Below are 18,571 nucleotides of genomic sequence, written 5' to 3' on the forward strand. Positions count from 1 at the left end.
ACGCCTCGAGGCAATTTCGTGTCAATGAATTCCAGTTCGGCATCGAGAAAATTTCGCGCGCTTTATGACAAGGCCCTTGGCCTCTCACGACGCCCGCTTGTTGCCAATACAATTTCCTACACGATCAATTTTGGTCTCTTGCTCGTCATTCAGCTCGTCTTTTTCCTGTTCATTTCGCGCGCCTTGGGGGCAGCAGACTACGGTCTGTTCATCACCATCGTCAGTGTCTCCATCATGGCCGGTTTCCTGGTCGGGTTGGGCAGTGAATACCTTCTCCTCCAGAGGGTCGCGGTTGAGCCTCAGTCTTTCGACAGATACCTCGGGCATTCCCTGATCATGATGGGACTTACCTTTCCGTTTGTCCTGCCCGGGACAATCGCTTTGTTGTACGTCCTCATCGGCGATACCGTTCCGCTATCGACTATCGCGATTGTCACTGTTTCGGATCTGCTCCTCACAAAACTGGTGATCTTGTCCGCGCAATCCTACATGGCCTTCGACCGGGCCAGAAAACAGATTGTCATCAATGTTCTGGCTGCTTCGTTGAAACTCGCTTTCCTGTTCGTTGCCACGCTTCTCCCCGGAAGTCTCACGCTCCAGGAATGGGCGTGGTGGTATTTCGCCGCCGGAATTCTGTCTGCTCTTGCGGCTTGCTGGCTAGTTCTGCGTGATCTCGGCCGGCCGACCTTCACCCTGATCCGGGACGACCTGAAACTCAGCCTTCTCTATTGCATCGAGTTTTTTGCCATCGGCGGCATGAAGGATCTGGACAAGCCGGTGGTCGTTCACACTTTGAGCGCAGATGCAGGCGGGCAGTACGCAGCCGGGTTCCGCATCATCGACGCAGCCTCAGCGCCCGTCAGAGCGTTTCTCTATGCAACCTACACCCGCCATTTTCGCCAGGCACAAGATGGGCAGGCAAGCAGCCTTGCTTTCGGCGTCAAGCTGTTGCCGGTGACGGTGTTCCTCGCCCTGCCGGTCGCAGTTTTCCTGTTGCTGATCGCCGGTTTTATTCCCCTTGTTCTGGGTGAAGATTTCGCAGAAACACCGATAGTCGTTATGTGCCTTGCGTTTTATCCGCTCCTTATGGGGCTTTCCGGTGTAGGGGCGGACATCTTGCGAGCCACCGGTCGTCAACGCGTGCGGATGGCGCTGCTTATCAGCACCAGCCTCCTGCTGATACCCGTCGTCAGCCTTGGCGCTGCGTTGGGAGGCCTGGCCGGGGCAGCACTTTTCCGCTTTGGCGTCCAGATTGCCTTGACCGCGGGCACCTGGTTCTTCATTTTCTGGACAAAGGCACCTGCGCCCGAACCAGACGAAACCGCAGGCTGATCCGTCGCTTCCAGAAAGGCGTCAGAAGGGCACGCGCCCGGCGAAGTTCAAGGCCGTAAGTTGCCCCTTGGGGGCTGCCTGATCATCGCGTTCTTCATCTGGCGTTTGTTGCAGTTGAATGCACTTCGCCTCGCCCGGAGCCAGATGGAACCAGTTATCCTCCGCCTCAAATCCGGGAATGGCAACGACTGTCGATTGCAGGAAGCGCTTGGCACGGATCATCAGTGACCAACTGCCGGCCTCGTCAAGTTCCACACTCACCTCGGGCGCATCGAAATGGCGATGCAGTGCTCGGCCGAGAGGGAAATGATGCGCCTCGGAAATGAGTTTTCCGGTTTGCGTATCGAACAGGCGCACCACGGTTACATCATGTGAGGGTGGGCCGAAACGATAGGCGTAGGTGACGTCGAAGAAGGCTCCGATCAGGTCCACCGCATTGAGCGTCTGCGCACTGTTTGGCGCCAACAACAGCCCCTTTTCTCCTGAAACCACCGGCACCTGGCCATCCCGCAGGCAGGCAATGCTGATCCTGACCGGCTTTTCCTCTGCCCTCTCGTTAAGGACGTGAATGGCAAGGCCGTTCGTGCCTTCGTCGGTGACACAGGCAATTACCGGCCTGAATGCGCGCTTGAGGGCATACCACGCGGGTTTGGGCCGTCCGGCTGCATCAACAAGTCCCCACCCGGCACCAATTGCGAGGTCGGAAAGGGTCCAGACCAGTGCGCCCTGGCAATTGGACCCGGGCCGTCGCCATTCGGAAAAGGTCTCGGACATGACTTCACCGGTGACCGCCCGTCCGAGATCGAGGTATCTGTCCGGATCGCCGTAGCGAAGCGCGGCCGGATCTGCACCGTAGAGCAGCTTCAGATAGTGATCGCGCACATCCTCGAAGTCCCAACCGGCTCCACGATCACGCGGCACCCGTGCCTTCCAGCGTGGATCATGCCCCGGTTTCACCGGCAATCCTTCTTCCAGGCTTTGCTGGACGGGAATATTGGAAAACGCGAGGCACTCACCTGCAAAGCGGACATCGGCCCGTCTTGCGTCTTCCAGAGGCCGCAGATACGCCCCGACGCCGTAATAGTGCGCGATGCCGTCGTTTGGTGAAAATGGCAGGACCCCACCGCAGGGCGAATTTGCTGCATAGGGCACATCCGGCCGCAGTTCCGCGGCAATAGCCGGCAAGATCTCCTCGCACAGCGGCCCCTTCCAGCGATCCTCGGAAAGCCCCATCATGGCGCCCTGCTGGTAGATCTCGCTTCCACCGCACAGAACGGCAAGTGAAGGGCTGCCCATGCTTTCATCCAGCTGATCGCGCAGTTCCGCCTCAACCTCCGCGACGAAGGCGACATCCTTCACGGGGTAATCGTAGTTGGCGAACTGAAAGTCCTGCCAGACCAGCAGGCCCAATTCGTCACATAGCTCAAGGAAGGCGCGGCTCTCGTAAAGCATCGTCCCGCCGATGCGCAGCATGTTCATGCCTGCGTCCCGGGCTTTTTCCAACAGTGGGCGATAGGTTTCGCGGCTGGACGAGAGGTTCAGGAGATCCGCATTGGTCCAGACGGCGCCCCGGCAGAAGACCGGCACACCGTTGATCTTCAGTCCGAAGCCGCGTCCATCGGCACCGTGGTCCACCTCGATCCGGCGAAAGCCTGTCTTGCCCAGCGAAAGAGTATTGTCACCGGCCTGAACGGTTACGTCGTAAAGAGCAGGCTCGCCGTGTGTGTGCGGCATCCAGGGCTTGGCGCCCTCAGGACGGACGGTCGCCGCATAGCAACCGTCGTCCTGAAGGCTCATCTTCGCCGATGCTCCCGCGCAATTCAGCACCGGAACGGCATCCGTATTTTCGAGCCTGACCGTAACTGACAGCGCGGCGGTGCCATCCGGAGCCAGGTCCGCAAGAATATGCTTTTCAACAATACGCGGCGGCGTCTCGGGTTCGAGCCTGATTGGGCGGTATGGGCCAACCGCATGGATTTCCGGGCACCAACCGGGCATGTGACCGAGAAGCGTCGTCCGCACGAGCCTCAGCCCCTGGCTGGTTGCCAACTGAGGCTTCCACCGGGCGCGCGGTCCCTTTGCGTTCAAGTGCGGCTCTAGCGCGCGAAAGCAGATTTTCAGAACGTTGCGATCGGCCAGTTCCACGGGAACACTGTATTTGCGGAACATGTTCCGGCTGGACAGCACCTCAACGTCGTTCACGTAAACCTCGGCAATGGTCGCCAACCCCTCCAGGTGCAAGCGATATCGGCCCGGCGGGGCGTCGAACCAGGCTTCATACCAGACGTCTTTGCCATGAAGGGGAACGGGATTTTCCGGGTCGTAAAGTCCTGCTTCCGTCAGAGTACCAGCGACGGTTCCCGGAACGTGCGCCGGAACGAAATCCCACTGATGCCCCGTCGAAAGCGAGGTTTCAAAGGCACCGGGCTCTGTCATCGACAGTGCCCAGGTCACTTCACCCAGGTCGATCATTCAAGCCCCGGCAGCGCTGACTACGGGAGTAAAACGTGTTTCCTGATCACCGTAGTGGGTGTCGAGAAGTTGCATCAGGTTGTCCCAGGCGTTGACCGCCGGCAACAAGCCTTCTTCCAGCCCCTGGAACTTCTTGCGCATGACGGCGCGCGCCAGTTTGAACTGCACCATCTTGCAGGTGGAGGAAATGGTCTTGGCCATCTGCACACCCTCGGTCAGATCGTCCCTGCCTTCCGCCACCAGCCATTCGAGATAGGACGAAAACAGCTCGAAATTCGCACCGAGTTGGCGCAGCGTGTTGAAGGCATACAAGTGAAAGAAGCCGAACTCGCGTTCGCAGATCTTTTCCACCTGTGCCGGGAACACCTGTGCAAAGGCTGCAATCGGGTTCTGCTTAGGGCGGCGCTTCAGGTGATGGCGCAGAAGGCCTTCCGAAACGTTCAGGATGTGAGCCGGCGTTGGCAGTGTGTCCGGAACCTTCACGAATTCCGTGTATGGCAGGAACGGCGTCGGCTTTTCATGTGCGCCGCGCTGGAACACCCCGTCGAAATCGTCACCTTCCAGCCGGTGCAGGCCCAGACCATGGAAATATTCCATTGTCCTGGCTTCAAAATCCATCCAGTTGACTGCGATCGTGGTCTTGCCGTGGGCCTCGTGATAACCGACACCGTGTGTGTCCGGAAGGAAATAGCTGTCGACTTCGACCAGTGACAGGCGGCCCCGTTCGATCTGTTGCCGGACGTGGGCTTCCACCCGGTCGTAGATCGCAAGTTCCGTGACCTTGAGACCAAAAAGCGCTTCCAGATCCTCTAGCGGCACCTTGAAGAAGGTGAACTGATCCCCTTCAAAATCCTGGGTAACCGAGTAGGATAGACAAGCCTCCGCCGGCAGACCAAGCGACGGCAATACCTCGATCCAGACATCAAGATAGCAATTGGTTTCGGGCCAGTCCCGGTCCTGGGAATGGAGCGGGCTACGCACGTAGGTCGCCGGATTGAAGCGGTCAAACACGGCTTGCGTCATGTTGCGTCCCCTCATCCCCAAAGCGTGGCACGGACGCCTTCAGGCCATTTGGACGTGTCGAAACCATGATGGCGGAAAAGCGCCAGCGCCAGTCGTTCCAGACCGAAGCCGACACAGGCGGTGTGGGCAGGCGTTCCATCAGCCTGACGGATGTTCCAGGCCTTGCCGAAATTGTCCATGTGGTAATTGAAGCTCATGCAGGCCGTCGGCTTTTCTTCCGACGTGATCGGCACAAGCATTTCGAACTTCAATTCCTGCTCACGCTGGCCGGACGCCATGATCTTGCCGGCTCGGCCGAAAAACGGATCGTTGGCGACATCGACGTTATGCGGGAGCTGCAGCCGCTCCATCATGTCCGAGCCGCGCTGTTTCCAGGTCTCGCGGAAATCCATGGTCTGTTCGGCAGAACCGACACGCACGTATTCACGCTGGCGGAACATCTGCATCCGAGCCGGATCCTTGGAAGGCTCATGGCGGAAGCAATAGGACTGCAACGCTACGTAGGCTCCCTCGGCCGGTAGTGCACCACGGCGCGAGAGGATCGGATAAAGCGGATAGCAGGCAGCAGGTGTCAGCGCCACCTGGGTCGGTTTCTGATCCTTGGACCAGTCGTCGCCAGCCGCCATGCATTGCAACAGCCCCATGTGGTCATGGTCGTTGCCGCAAAAGGCATGCACTGTTCCTGCCAACTGCGGGAAGTTCTTCATGTAACCGCTGGTTTCGAAATCCTGCATGGTCATTCCCGGCGGGAACACCATTGCTTCGGAGATCTCGTCCTGACCGTATGTGAGGGCAAATTTTTCGAAACGGGCAATAACGTCTTCAAATTCGCCGCTGCGGGCATAAAGGCCGTCGACGCCGCTGTCATGCAGGACGCCTTTGGCAAAGAGCTGATCCAGAAAAGAGACTTGCGCGTCCATCATTACCCCAAAAGACTGGTGTCTTGTTTGTTGACCAGGAGCATCGTGGACGTGTTGCCCAGAATACGGTCGTTGGAAATCATCAGCTGCGCCGAATGGGCGTCACGCAGGTGGCGTCCGAGGCTGAACGGCGTACCGTTCTTGTAGCCTGCGATCCCGCAGATCAGCATGCAGTGGTTGATGATTGTCAGGATCGTCTGTGACGTGCCGATCTTCACGTTGTTCATGGCAACGGAGAAGCTCATGGCATTGAGCGCATCGCTGTCGCCCTTGCAACCTTCGAACTGTTTCAGGCCAGCAACGACGTTGGCCTTGACCAGTTGCAGCAGGCTTGACGCCTCCGCCAGACGCAGTGCTCCCGGAGGAACCTGGCCGGGAGCCTTGCGCGCAGCGTTCTTCACGAATGCCTGCCCACGGGCAACCGCATCAGCAGCGATGCCATACCAGAGCGCGCCCCAAAGAAGATGGGAAACAGCCAGCATGGATTGGGCCGCAATCTCCGCAAACGGGCGCGGCAGGATCTGGTCGGCCGGAGCTTCCGCCTTGAAAATATAGCCGTCGGAGCAGGTTCCACGCATGCCGAGCGTATCCCATTTGCTGGTCTGCTCAAGCGTGTACTGATCCTTCAGGAAAATGGTCGCAACCTGGTCGGAATGAGCCGCGTCGACATGCCGGCGGGAGGTCACCATGATGGCGTCCGCATTGGCGCCGTAGGAAATCACGGTTGCATCCTTGGTCAGGCGCACGGTGTCACCTTCGACCTCGACCGCACAGATCGAATTGCGCAAATTGCCGCCGATGCCCGCCTCACTGGTTGCTGAGGCGATCAGAAGCTGCTCATCGCAGATCCGCTTCTGGAAACCTTCGTGCCAGGCACTGCCTACGGCGTAATCCGCCAGGCTGGCAATCTGGATCTGGTGCATGGCATAAGTCATCGCGGTGGCCGCGCAGGCTTGTCCAAGAATTGCGCAAACATCAGCAATCTCGGTCAGCGTTGCACCTTCCCCGCCGAATTCCGGACGGATCATGACACCCATCAGGCGTTCCGCTTTCAGGGCGTTCATGCCTTCAACAGGAAAGCGGCCTTCCACATCAACCTTGTCGGCAAACTCGGAAGCGACCTTGGCGGCCCGCTTGGCGCGATCTGCCAACCCCATGGCAGTGATCTTGGCTGCGGCGGTCATGGATTACGCAGCCTGCTCTTTCAGGATTTCGGTAAGAGCTGCGTCGATCGCATCAATGGAGGAGAAAGACTTACGGTTCAGCAAATGCTCCGGAAATTCGATATCGAACTCTTCCTCGAGCGCCAGCATCACCTGAACGGATGCAAACGAAGACAGACCGGCATCGTAGAGGTCAGCACCGTCCGCGACGTCGTCGATAGATACCGGCAGATTACCGTGTTTTGCCAGCAGGGTCCGAATGGTCTGTTTCATTTTAGTCCTTACCATTTTCTAACGGTTACACTTGAACCGGTCCTTGGGTTCCGAGACGTCATTTAGGCCAAAAAACGATAAACTGTAATTAAAGGGCATGGTAAAAAATTACAAAACAGGAACTATTAAAATTTGTTAAGTTAACACTTCCTCAATCATAAAAAATCTTTCAAGACACTCAACATTACCGCAGAGTATTCATTCCAAAAACTTAAATCATTCTACCGAGAACACCGTCCTTGCGCACAAGACCGTGATATAGCGCGGCGGCAATATGCAGCACCACGGCGGCAGTGAAGAGCAGCCCAAGCACAAGATGAATCTGAAAAAGCTGGTCTGCCAACGCACGGTCCTTGGCAACAATGGCCGGCATGGTGAACAGGCCGAAGACCGAGATTGCCGCACCGTAGGCGGAAGTAGCCACCCACCCGATGAAGGGATTGACCAGCAAAAACCCGTACAGAAAGGCATGGGTAGCCTTGGCGGCAAATTGCTGCCAGAGCGGCATGCTTTCCGGCAAGGGGGCGGGTTTGTGGGGCAGCCGGTAACCGAGACGTACCAGGGTCAATATCATCAACACGATGCCGACCGAGCGATGGTAATCAAACAGCTGGTTCTGCAAGGGGCCGCCGTCGATCCGGATCATGACAAGGCCGGCAGGCACCATTGTCAGCACCAGAATGGCGGTCAGCCAATGGATCAGCCGGGCAATCGGGCTATAGCGTTCATCACTTGCGCCCATATCGCACCTCTCCTCTCCTGCCTGCACACAGTTTAGGCAGCCCACCCGGTTTCAACAAGTCCCGGGAGGAAGCCGGATACCTGTGTCTTACGGCAAGGCAGTGAAATCGACGTGACCGACGCTGAGAGTGAGTTGACCGGAAGTGATGTGTTCCTGCCGCTGCGACCACCATTGCGCCAGTTCCGTTTCGTCCAGCGCGACTTCCCTGCCGACGTTGCACCAGCCTCCGAGAAGCTCTTTCAGGAAATCCGCTGACGAACTGTCTGCCTGCCAGTCAGACCGGCCCTGCACCACCTTGTAGCCTCGATCCCGAAACAGTTCGATGGCACGCATGGCAGCGGCCGGACCGAGGGCTGGACCGAACCCCTTGTCAGACAGCTGATGCGTGTTGTGTGCGGCTAACAACGCGGCATCAAAGGGAAGTTGCGGGGTGAACACCGCGCGGCCATCGTAGGTCAGGCTTGCCAGAAACGGTTTTCGCGCCTTCACGACCTGATCGACCAGCCGGACAAGAAACGGCTCTGCGACCAAGTCCAGAAAAGCGGATGTAGTCACCGCGTCAACCTCGGCAAACGGCAGCTCCTCCAGATCGCTCGCAAGGTCGATCTGCCGCGTTGTTACCCTGTCCTGCCAGCGCTGCCCGGCAACTTCCAACAGAGCCGGATCGTAGTCGGTCAAAAGCCATTCGATCGAAGTGTTTCGATGCCGAGCAAGAGCCGAGACAGTCGAGCCTGCTCCACTTGCGAGATCCATTATGCGCATCGGCTGACTGCCGAGAGCCGCGAAGAATGCGGTTTCCACTTCTTCATTGCGAGCCGCCAGATCGACCGGTTCGCGCAAGGCAAGCCATGCTGGTGAAAAACCACTCATCGGCCAGTATCCTGCAACAGGTCTGCAAACTTCCGTGCCGCATCCGTCCAGTCCGGCAAGAGTTCAGCGGCCTTTCTGGCTTCAGTGCTCAATCCCGCACGTTTCTCGCGGTCGGAGATGAGTGTTTCGAGCGCGTCACGCAAAGCATCGACATCCTCGACGCCGCAGTAGATGGCAGCCTTCTCCGGAAGTGTTTCCTTCACCGCGCCGCCACCGCTACCGATTACCGGCAAACCGTGGGCAAGCGCTTCGGTATAAGCCATGCCGTAGCCCTCATACCGGCTTGCGAGCACGAATACCTCTGCCGAGCGATAAAAGTCGCCAAGGTCTTGCGCCGGAACAGCCCCGTGAAAGGTAATCCTGTCGAGAAGTTCCAGCTCACGCGCCTGGCCTAAGAGCGCCTGGTAACATTCAGGATCCGCCTCAAGCCCGCCGACGATATCCAGATGCCAGCGCAACTCCTTGAGGCTTGCAAGAGCGGTCAGCAAGAGATCGTAGCCCTTGCGTGGCAGCAAGGTGCCGACCGACAACAGCCTCGTGACGTCGTTCTGTGGTCGTTCATACGGCTCAGGCTTTTCCGTGCCGGGCAGAACGGCAGTGATGCGGTCCGAAGATATGCCGAAAAGCTCTTCAACCTGGGTGCCTGTTGCGGGACTGGTCACGATGATATGACGGGCAAAAGCCAGCACTTTGTTTTCGCTCTGGAAAAGAGCTTCAGCCTGTTCCTTCGACAAACCGTTTTCGACACAGAGCGGGTGGTGCACAAGCGCAATGAGAGTGATCCGGTCCTGCAGTCTTTCCATGGCTCCCGCCATTACACCAAGTGCGAGACCGTCGACGACAACAAGCGACCCTTCCGGCACCGACGACAGTCGGGCTTCGGCTTGCCGAAGCGTTTCTTCGGTGGGAAACGGAAAGCCGTCCCCAAGCGAAACCAGATCAACTTCCCAGCCTAGCGTGCGCAGACCGGCGACGATCCTGCGATCGTAGCCGTAACCGCCGGTCGGTGTGTTGAAATCTCCCGGATAGGCAAAGACAAGCGCGGGCATGAGCTTTCAGATCCCGGCTTCGTACCAGGCGCGCGCGACGTGGGATTCGGAGATCGTCACGCGGATCGCCTTCAGTTCAGATCCCGGACGTCCGAGCATGTCCGCTCTGGCAGCCTTGGCCAGGTGATCATGGATGTGCTTTGTCAGAAACTCGGTCGTAGTGTTGATGCCCGCAAATTCCGGCACCTCGTCGAGGTTCTTGTAATTCAGAGGCTGCAGGACCTCCTTCAACGCTTCATGCGCCCGGCCGATGTCGATCACCACGCCATTGGCGTCAAGGCTGTCGGCCAGAAACGCGGCATCGATGACAAACGTGGCGCCGTGCAATGCCCGGGCCGGACCGAACAGTTCTCCCTTGAAGGAGTGGGCAATCATGACGTGATCGCGTACTTCAACTGCAAACATCTTATCATCCTGAAATCATGAGGAAAATTGAGAGATTTTCAAATGACGGCTTGGTTGGTTCCGTCATATACGACGAGGGCGGCAAGCACATCTGACGCCTTGTTCAACAAATCGGGAAGACGATCCGGTAGATCGGCAAACGCCACCTTGTGGGTGATGAGACGGTCGAGGGCAGGATCGGCCAGGAGGCCAAGTGCCGTTTCCAGCCTGCGGCGGTAAGTCCAGCGGGCCTGCCGATCGATCGGGATCGTTCCAACCTGACTGGAAACAAGCTTCAGGCGGCGGCAGTGAAAGTCTGCTCCCAGCGGAGCCGTGACCGCATGCGCGCCGTACCAGCTCAGCTCGACGATGGACGTGCCGTCGCCGGCACAGGCAAGCGCCGTTGCCAGTCCCGCCGACGTGGCGCTTGTGTGAAACACCAGATCCTGGTTAGCCGGCGCATCTTCCGGCAGTGCAAATTCCAGACCCAGCCCGATGGCAACTTCCGCTCGGTCAGGGTTTGTATCCACGACAGTTACTTTTGATCCGGGTAACCGCCCGGCAACGTATGCGGTCAAGAGACCGACAACACCACCGCCGACCACGCAGATGTGATCCCCCGGTGATGGTTTTCCGTCCCATAACGCATTAAGTGCCGTTTCCATGTTGGCCGCCATGACGGCTCTTTCGGCGGAAACGCCCTGGGGAACCGGCACGCACGACATGGAGGGGAGCGTAAAGACGCTTTGATGAGGGAAGAGAGAAAACACAAGACAGCCGTTGAGATCCGGGTCTCCTGCTATGACCCTGCCGACGTTTGCGTATCCGTATTTAACCGGAAACGGGAAATCTCCCTCTTGATGCGGCGCCCGCATGCGCTGCCATTCACTCGACGGAACGTCGCCGCGAAAGACAAGGCCTTCCGTTCCCCGGCTTATCCCGCTAAAGAGCGTTTCGACCAGCACTTCGCCGGTTTGCATCTCATTCAAGGAAACAGTCTCCAGTCCGCATCGACCGGGCTCGGTGTACCACAGCGCCTGCGGTTTACCTGTGTCGCGCGTCACCGGTACGTCTGCGGTCATCCTTTATCCTCTGCGGTCATCAACCCTTGCCTTTGTCAACGTTAGGACATTTTGACATGCGCACTATTGCGATGATCGCTCCGATTGGAAGTCAAAAAAATGTTTCGGGTCTTTGACATGCCAAAATTCAATGGATCAATTGCTCCTATGACCGCACGGCGTTTGACGTTCGCGGCCCTTATCGGGCTCAGTTTTGCCGGCCTTGCCACCTTGATGACGCTGACGCTTTCTCCTGGTGGATATACGGCGCTCGACCTTTTCATTCTTGTCTGCTTCATGATCACCCTGCCCTGGACCATCATAGGTTTCTGGAATGCGGTGATCGGCCTCCTCATCATGCGGCTTTCCAGAAACCCTGCTGATACAGTCTGCCCGATCGAGCACGGCGACCCTACTCAGCCGCTGCGAAGCTCGACAGCGCTGCTGTCCTGTGTCCGCAACGAAGATACTGAAAGCCTGGAAACCAATCTGAACGCCATCGTGTCTCACTTGATACGCGCAGGCGAAGCAGACCGGTTCACCCTTTATGTGCTCAGCGACACCAATATGGACGACGTTGCCCTTCAGGAGCAGCAGATGACGTCCCGGTTGAGAGATCGCTTCGAAGGCCAGATGGAGGTGGTCTATCGGCGGCGCACGGACAATCGCGGTTTCAAGGCCGGCAACATCGAAGACTTCTGCGAACGTTGGGGCGATCGACACGAGTTTGCACTGGTGCTGGATGCCGACAGCTACATGTCGGCCGACGCCATAGTCGGACTGGTGCGGCGCATGGAAGCCAATCCCCGGCTCGGCATTCTGCAAAGTCTTGTGGTTGGCCTTCCGACAGATAGCGCCTTTGCGCGTGTCTTCCAGTTCGGCATGCGGCTTGGCATGCGTTCCTACACCATCGGCAGTGCCTGGTGGCAGGGTGACTGCGGCCCCTACTGGGGACACAACGCCATCTTGCGGATCAAACCGTTCAAGGAAAGCTGCCGTCTGCCGGAACTGCCCGGGAAGGGCCCGCTCTCGGGAACCATTCTTTCCCATGATCAGGTGGAAGCCGTCCTGATGCGCCGCGCCGGCTACGAAGTGCGCGTACTGCCGCTCGAAACGGGCAGCTATGAAGCCAATCCGCCTCATCTGCTGGAGTTTATCCGCCGTGACCTGCGCTGGTGCCAGGGCAACCTGCAATACCGCCGACTGATCGGGCTTCCTGGCCTCAAACCCGTTAGCCGGATGCAGCTTGTGCTGGCTATCCTGATGTTCCTCGGCTCTCCTGCGTGGCTGGGCTTCATGACATCGGCCGCCATCCTCGGCATGGTCACCGACTACATGCCATATCGCCCTGACACTGGCGCCCTGCTCTTCTTCACCGTCCTGACGATGGTGTTCGCGCCGAAACTGGCAACCGTCGCCGACGTGCTTGCCCGTCCGGACCTTCGCAAGGCCTTCGGCGGGCCGATACGTGTCGTCGTGAGCGTTCTTGCGGAAATCGTCTATTCGGCAATGCTGGCACCGATCATGGCCGTGGCGCACTCGCTGTTCATGGGTGGGCTCCTGTTCGGCAAAACCATCGGCTGGGGTGCGCAGGCACGTGGTGTCCAACGACTGCCGGTCTTGCTGGCGGCCCGCAAGCTCTGGCCGCAGACACTCTTCGGACTTGCAGGTCTTGCCTGGCTTTCCACCCAGCCTATCGATCTGGTGTGGCCGGTCATTCCCGTGGCCATCGGGCCGCTTCTGGCAGCTGTCATCGCGGTGACAACCTCTACCAGAACACTTGGCCAGATCGCGATCCGTTCGACCCTGTGGCGCATTCCCGAAGAGACCAATCCTCCTGCAGAGCTCGCAGACCTTCACCTACCGGCGCTTACCAAAGGTGCGGTCGCCGTCCAGCAGCAAGGGCTCGTTCAGGGCGATGCCAATCCGGCAAAGGCCTGAAACGGATCAGGCTCGCGCACTGGGACCTGCCAAGTCCATTGAGGGCTGGGTGGACACCAGGTGAACCCTCCAAAGCCTCCTTGCTGGCTGAACGCGCCGCATACGAACCAAAAGACCGGCCTCGCAGCCGGTCTTTTTGCATCAGAGACTTTGAAACGGATTAAGCCGCGTTGGAAGAAGCCAACGGCTGGGTCAGAAGATCGTAGATCTCTTGCGCATCATGGGACGCGCGAATGCCCTGGGTGACAGCGCCGTCGCGGAGCTGGCGCGCGATACGGGCCAGAGCCTTCAAATGGTCGGCACCAGCGCCTTCCGGCGCCAGAAGCAGAAACACCAGGTCAACCGGTTCATCATCGAGAGCATCGAAATCAACTGGTTTTTCCAGCTTCGCGAACAGTCCTACCAGACGGTCGAGCCGTGTCAGCTTGCCGTGCGGGATCGCAATGCCGTGACCGACACCTGTAGAGCCCAAACGTTCGCGCTGAAGAAGCGTGTCGAAGATTTCCCGTTCGGAAAGACCGGTCAGCTCAGACGCCTTACCGGCGAGTTCCTGAATTGCCTGTTTTTTGCTTTTGGCCTTCAGCCCGGCAATTACCGCGTCTTTACCCAGAAGATCACCAAGATCCATTAGTCCGCCTACAAGTTTCAGAAGCCGGCTTCCCTGAGGAAGCCGACCCCATCCGCATCCTTATTCGGCAGCCTGATTGGCTACCAATGCTGGATCTATCCAGCCAATATTGCCGTCTGGCCTGCGATAAACAACATTGACACCGCCATTTGCCGCGTTTTTGAACAACACGACCGGCGCTTCGGTCAGATCCAGCTCCATTACCGCCATACCGACGGTCATCGTTTTAACTTTCGCGGAAGTTTCGGCAATCACTAGCGGATTGAAATCCACCGGCACTTCCTCGTCTTCCTCGGGCGAAGCCAGCACATAAGATGCTGCTTCCAGAGCCTCCCGGTCGTGGCCGTTGGGGCCATGATGGTCCTTCAGCTTGCGCTTGTAGCGGCGAAGCCGCTTTTCGATCTTTTCCGCAGCCATATCGAAACTGGCGCGCGGGTCCTGATCCTGCGCGGACACTTGAAGCACAATACCGGTGTCCAAATGCAGGCTGCATTCAGACTTGAAGCCTGTGCCCTCCCTGCTGAGCGTAACGTGGCCTGTGAAGCCGCCTGTGAAATATTTTTCCAGAGCGTCTTCGATTCGGTCTGTGACGTGGACGCGCAGTGCATCGCCTACATCGACATTCTTACCCGAAATCCGCAAAGCCATGGGGACCTCTTCTTTTTCTATTGACCGATAGGTCACCGGCGTTGCCGCCGGTGTTGAAACGCGAGACGTTTCAAGCTTACAGAATGGACCAGTCAGCGCCGAAGCGCCATCCCCTGTTTACGTCACGAGGGCGGTGCTATAATTGCGCTCGCTCAAAGAGTCAATTGATTATGAATTAAAGAAACAAAGTTGAAAAAGAGCCATGTAATTGCCTTGTATTGTTTCAGTGGAAATCTCTGAAACATTTTAAATATTGCACCATTGAGCCTTAACGGCAGATCACATCAGGACTTAAAGTCGCACGTTTTTTTCACGCCGGCGCTGAACGGACGAACCGATCTTCATGGCTTCGCGGTATTTGGCGACCGTCCTGCGGGCAATATCGACACCGTCGTCCTTCAGAATTTTGACAATCGTATCGTCCGAAAGGATCGACTTCGGATCTTCGGCATCGATCATCTGCTTGATCCGGTGCCGGACCGACTCCGCCGAATGGGCATCGCCGCCCACCGTTGCGGAGATGGCGGAAGAGAAGAAGTACTTGAGCTCGTAGATGCCGCGCGGGGTCGCCATGAACTTGTTCGAGGTCACCCGACTGACTGTCGATTCGTGCATGCCGATCGCTTCCGCGACGGTCTTCAGGTTGAGCGGACGCAAATGGGCGATGCCGTAGGTGAGAAACCCGTCCTGCTGCCGGACAATCTCTGTCGATACCTTGAGGATCGTACGGGCGCGCTGATCAAGGCTCTTGGCCAGCCAGTTGGCCGTCTGCAATGAGTCGGTGAGATATTCCTTCTCCGTCTCGTTTCGGGCCGTCTTGATGACCTTGGCATAATAGGTCTGATTGACGAGCACTTTCGGCAGGGTGTCCGAATTCAACTCGATCGCCCAGGTGCCGTCGTTGGCCGGGCGCACGAAGACATCCGGCACCACCGGCTGCACCAGCGCCGATCCGAAGAGACTGCCGGGCTTGGGATCGAGTGCGCGGATTTCCGCAATCATCTCGACCAGATCCTCATCATCGACACCGCAAACCTTGCGAAGCCCCGGCAGATCGCGTCTGGCCAGCAGTTCAATATTGTCGATCAGCGCTTCCATGGCCGGATCGTAGCGGTTCTTGTCGATGAGCTGCAGCTTCAGGCATTCGGCCAGGTTACGCGCAAACACGCCTGCGGGCTCAAAGGTTTGCAAGATGGCCAGAACGCTTTCCAGCCGTTCGGTTTCGACCCCGAGCTGCTCCGCCGTCTCATCGAAATCCAGATAGAGATAGCCGTTTTCATCAAGCGAGTTGATCAGGTGGGTCGCGATCAGCTTGTCGGCTTCATCGCCGATCGCCAGATGCATCTGTTCTTCAAGAGACGTGACCAGGGAGGCTTCGTCGGCAACGAAGGCCTCCAGATTGTAATCTTCAGAAGCACCACTGCTGCCGGCGTTCTTGTAACTGTCACCGGCCTTCAGAAGAGCCGGGTCCGGCGATGCAGGCACGCCGGGCTCATCGGGAAAGACGTTGCCCAGATCGGTATCCATGCGTGAGGCAATGGCCTCCGACCCGGTTTCCAGATCGTTCTGCATCCAGTCGCCGGTATTGGGCTCGTCGCCCTGACGGGTCTGATTGTCCGCGCCATCGCCGAACGCGTCTGCAGCGGCATCCCTGCCGCCATCCCCCTCGCCTCCGCCTTCGGCGATGTCGTTCTTTTCCAGAAGCGGATTTCGTTCCAATTCGGCTTCGACATAGGCAACGAGATCGAGATTGGACATTTGCAACAGCTTGATCGCCTGCATCAGTTGCGGCGTCATGATCAGCGACTGACTTTGTCGCATCTCCAGCTTGGTTGAAATGGCCATTGAGTTCCCAGGCAAGCGTTATTTCAAGTTGGTCTGCTTTTTGCTTCTTGATTGCAGACCGAGTGTATAACGTAGCTGGCGGCGTGTCATCAAAGCGTAAACTGTTCACCCAGATAAAGCCGGCGCACATCCGGATTGGTGACAATTTCCTGGGGGAGCCCTTCCGTCAGAACTTCGCCCGAAGCGATGATGTAGGCGCGGTCGATGAGGCCAAGCGTCTCGCGAACATTGTGGTCTGTTATCAGAACACCAATGCCACGCTGGGTCAGGTGACGCACGAGCTGCTGAATATCCCCTACCGCGATGGGGTCGATACCTGCGAAAGGTTCATCGAGCAGCATGAAGGACGGGCGGCTTGCAAGTGCGCGGGCAATTTCCACGCGGCGGCGTTCACCACCGGAAAGGGCGATACTCGGCGATTTACGCAAGTGGGTGAGGCCGAATTCAGCCAGCAGCTCGTCGAGCTCCTCCCGGCGTTTCTGCCGGTTCGGCTCGATCACTTCCAGAACGGCGCGGATATTCTCTTCCACCGTCAGGCCACGGAAGATGGACGCTTCCTGGGGCAGATAGCCGATGCCAAGCCGGGCACGCCGGTACATGGGCATACGGGTGATGTCGAAGCCTTCCAGCGAGATCTTGCCCTGATCCGGCCGGATCAGCCCGGTGATCATGTAGAAGGTCGTGGTCTTGCCGGCACCGTTTGGCCCCAAAAGGCCGACGGCTTCGCCAGGCTTCACGGACAGGCTCACATATTTCACCACCTGGCGGCGGCCATAGGTCTTGCCGATGCCATCGACGACCAGCGCCTGCGACAGTTCTTCGCCATCGTGGCCCGTTTCCGGCATGCTTCCCTGCAATCCGTTATACTCCGAAGACGTTCTCTTCACTGGCGCGCCGTCCATCCGATCATTGCCGCGGCTTCACATAAGGTCTGTGGCCGACACTGTCGAGTCGAACCAGCCGTCAATATCAGTTGCCGTTTTGGTCGTTGTTCACACTGTTAGGCTGAATGCGCACCTTGACGCGGCCGCTGCCCTGGCCGGACACCTTGCCATTTCCGGCGCTCAGATTGGCCTGGCCGGTCTTCAGATTGACGGTCAGCCTGTTCCCGACGACAACATTCGGTCCCTGGCTGAGCACGACTTCCTTGCCGGTCATCACCATGACTTCCTTGTTCATGTCGAAGCTGGCTTCGTCGCCCTTCGCGGTCTGGTCCTTGGAGGTGATGAACACGCCTCCCGCCGCTTCCAGCTTCGAAATCTTCTGCTGGACGGCGCTTTCTTCCGTCTTCTCAGCACCTGAGCCGACGTAGAACACCTTGAGCCGCTGCGTCTTGAGGCTGGTTTCACCCTGCGTGACCAGCACATCGCCAACGAAGGTTGCGGTGTTGTTGTTGTCTTCTACCCTCAGTTCACTCGCCTCGATCTCGATTGGCTCCCCATCGTTCGACCCGAAGCCGGCGAAGGCATCGGAGAAGGTCTGGGCATGGGCCGAACCGGCAAGAAGGGCTGCGGCGGCGGCAATCGTCATGCGTTTCAGAAAAGTCATCTCTTACTGTCCTTGCGAAGCAGGATTGAGGGTCATCTTGATACCGTCGGAAAACCTGACGATTCCCTTGGCTTTATCATAGTCGAGTTTGCCCGCCACGACACGGCCCTGATCGGAACGAATGGACACGACCTGCGAAGTCTTCAGAGCCCCGTTGCTAAGGTCGATTTCCACTTCGGACAGGTCGACCGTGTAGCCTTCACTCCATTCAAGCTGAATGCCTTCATAGAGCCGCAAGCTCTCCGTCGCGTTGTTGTAGGTACCTTTCAGCGCCACAATCTGCGCGCTCTGGTCCTTGCTGAGCGTGATGTCGGCCCGAATGGTCTCAAGATCGATGACGCGCGGGTCACTGAGGCGCTGGATCGCCCTGTAGGCGGTTACCCGGTAGGAGCGGTCACCATCATGACCCGACAGTTCGGGATGATCCATCACCAGCCCCTCGCTGGTCAGCATCATGTTGGTGGCACCAAGCCCGCTGAGCACGTTGAACAAGACCACAAGCCCGACCATGACTGCCAGAATCAACAGCCCGACGCCAGGAAACAGCCAGCGCATTATGCGCACCATCAGGCTGTGCCGGCGCGCGGCTCGTTGGGCGCGGGTCAATGGTCGCCTGGCCGCATTTCCGTGCATATGATCGCCAACAGCGCTCAATCCATTCTCCGAAATCGT

18 protein-coding genes are annotated in these 18,571 nt (G+C 58.1%); 2 read left to right on the forward strand and 16 right to left on the reverse strand.

From position 1 onward, the window contains the following. Nucleotides 1–24 precede the first annotated feature (24 nt). Nucleotides 25–1,332, forward strand: a complete 1,308-nt coding sequence (locus HEP89_RS01000) for an oligosaccharide flippase family protein (protein WP_168691129.1) — start codon at nucleotides 25–27, stop codon at nucleotides 1,330–1,332. Between the two features lie 21 nt (nucleotides 1,333–1,353). On the opposite strand, the gene HEP89_RS01005 is transcribed toward HEP89_RS01000, so the two are convergent. The 10 genes from HEP89_RS01005 to HEP89_RS01050 form a co-directional block, all read right to left on the reverse strand. Continuing rightward, nucleotides 1,354–3,804, reverse strand: coding sequence for a glycoside hydrolase family 2 protein (locus HEP89_RS01005; RefSeq protein ID WP_168691130.1), 2,451 nt, complete (start codon nucleotides 3,802–3,804; stop codon nucleotides 1,354–1,356). Beyond that, nucleotides 3,805–4,827 carry a DUF1839 family protein gene (locus HEP89_RS01010; protein WP_168691131.1) on the reverse strand — a complete coding sequence of 341 codons (1,023 nt, stop codon included), beginning with the start codon at nucleotides 4,825–4,827 and terminating at the stop codon, nucleotides 3,805–3,807. A gap of 11 nt (nucleotides 4,828–4,838) precedes the next feature. Beyond that, entirely contained in the window at nucleotides 4,839–5,747 is a 909-nt protein-coding gene (locus HEP89_RS01015) for an amino acid--[acyl-carrier-protein] ligase (RefSeq protein ID WP_031269603.1), read from the reverse strand. Nucleotides 5,748–5,749: 2 nt separating this feature from the next. Further along, entirely contained in the window at nucleotides 5,750–6,931 is a 1,182-nt protein-coding gene (locus tag HEP89_RS01020; RefSeq protein WP_023001638.1) for an acyl-CoA dehydrogenase family protein, read from the reverse strand. A gap of 3 nt (nucleotides 6,932–6,934) precedes the next feature. Then, complete coding sequence (locus HEP89_RS01025) at nucleotides 6,935–7,183, reverse strand: acyl carrier protein (protein WP_006933785.1); 249 nt, start codon at nucleotides 7,181–7,183, stop codon at nucleotides 6,935–6,937. Between the two features lie 211 nt (nucleotides 7,184–7,394). Continuing rightward, on the reverse strand, nucleotides 7,395–7,925 hold the full coding sequence (locus HEP89_RS01030) for a cytochrome b (protein ID WP_168691132.1): 531 nt from the start codon (nucleotides 7,923–7,925) through the stop codon (nucleotides 7,395–7,397). A gap of 87 nt (nucleotides 7,926–8,012) precedes the next feature. Beyond that, on the reverse strand, nucleotides 8,013–8,795 hold the full coding sequence (locus tag HEP89_RS01035; RefSeq protein ID WP_168691133.1) for a class I SAM-dependent methyltransferase: 783 nt from the start codon (nucleotides 8,793–8,795) through the stop codon (nucleotides 8,013–8,015). Then, entirely contained in the window at nucleotides 8,792–9,844 is a 1,053-nt protein-coding gene (locus tag HEP89_RS01040) for a glycosyltransferase family 4 protein (protein WP_168691134.1), read from the reverse strand. The genes HEP89_RS01035 and HEP89_RS01040 overlap by 4 nt, the downstream gene beginning before the upstream one ends. A gap of 6 nt (nucleotides 9,845–9,850) precedes the next feature. Beyond that, on the reverse strand, nucleotides 9,851–10,249 hold the full coding sequence (locus HEP89_RS01045; protein WP_168691135.1) for a 6-carboxytetrahydropterin synthase: 399 nt from the start codon (nucleotides 10,247–10,249) through the stop codon (nucleotides 9,851–9,853). A 38-nt stretch (nucleotides 10,250–10,287) separates the two neighbouring features. Further along, nucleotides 10,288–11,310, reverse strand: coding sequence for a zinc-binding alcohol dehydrogenase (locus HEP89_RS01050; protein WP_168691136.1), 1,023 nt, complete (start codon nucleotides 11,308–11,310; stop codon nucleotides 10,288–10,290). 147 nt (nucleotides 11,311–11,457) lie between these two features. Between HEP89_RS01050 and mdoH the strand changes: the two genes are divergently transcribed. Further along, nucleotides 11,458–13,230, forward strand: coding sequence for a glucans biosynthesis glucosyltransferase MdoH (gene mdoH / locus HEP89_RS01055; protein WP_209014368.1), 1,773 nt, complete (start codon nucleotides 11,458–11,460; stop codon nucleotides 13,228–13,230). Nucleotides 13,231–13,390: 160 nt separating this feature from the next. On the opposite strand, the gene ptsN is transcribed toward mdoH, so the two are convergent. The 6 genes from ptsN to lptC form a co-directional block, all read right to left on the reverse strand. Beyond that, nucleotides 13,391–13,858 (reverse strand): PTS IIA-like nitrogen regulatory protein PtsN, encoded by a 468-nt coding sequence (ptsN, locus tag HEP89_RS01060; RefSeq protein WP_023001645.1) that lies wholly within the window; start codon nucleotides 13,856–13,858, stop codon nucleotides 13,391–13,393. A 60-nt stretch (nucleotides 13,859–13,918) separates the two neighbouring features. Further along, nucleotides 13,919–14,506, reverse strand: a complete 588-nt coding sequence (gene raiA, locus HEP89_RS01065) for a ribosome-associated translation inhibitor RaiA (RefSeq protein WP_023001646.1) — start codon at nucleotides 14,504–14,506, stop codon at nucleotides 13,919–13,921. Between the two features lie 291 nt (nucleotides 14,507–14,797). Next, nucleotides 14,798–16,351, reverse strand: a complete 1,554-nt coding sequence (rpoN, locus tag HEP89_RS01070; RefSeq protein WP_168691138.1) for an RNA polymerase factor sigma-54 — start codon at nucleotides 16,349–16,351, stop codon at nucleotides 14,798–14,800. 89 nt (nucleotides 16,352–16,440) lie between these two features. Further along, on the reverse strand, nucleotides 16,441–17,196 hold the full coding sequence (gene lptB, locus HEP89_RS01075; RefSeq protein WP_023001648.1) for an LPS export ABC transporter ATP-binding protein: 756 nt from the start codon (nucleotides 17,194–17,196) through the stop codon (nucleotides 16,441–16,443). 124 nt (nucleotides 17,197–17,320) lie between these two features. Further along, nucleotides 17,321–17,899 (reverse strand): LptA/OstA family protein, encoded by a 579-nt coding sequence (locus tag HEP89_RS01080; RefSeq protein ID WP_023001649.1) that lies wholly within the window; start codon nucleotides 17,897–17,899, stop codon nucleotides 17,321–17,323. Between the two features lie 3 nt (nucleotides 17,900–17,902). Next, nucleotides 17,903–18,553, reverse strand: coding sequence for an LPS export ABC transporter periplasmic protein LptC (lptC, locus tag HEP89_RS01085; RefSeq protein WP_209014370.1), 651 nt, complete (start codon nucleotides 18,551–18,553; stop codon nucleotides 17,903–17,905). Nucleotides 18,554–18,571 lie beyond the last annotated feature (18 nt).

Source organism: Labrenzia sp. 5N, assembly GCF_012395805.1.
Classification (GTDB): domain Bacteria; phylum Pseudomonadota; class Alphaproteobacteria; order Rhizobiales; family Stappiaceae; genus Roseibium; species Roseibium algicola.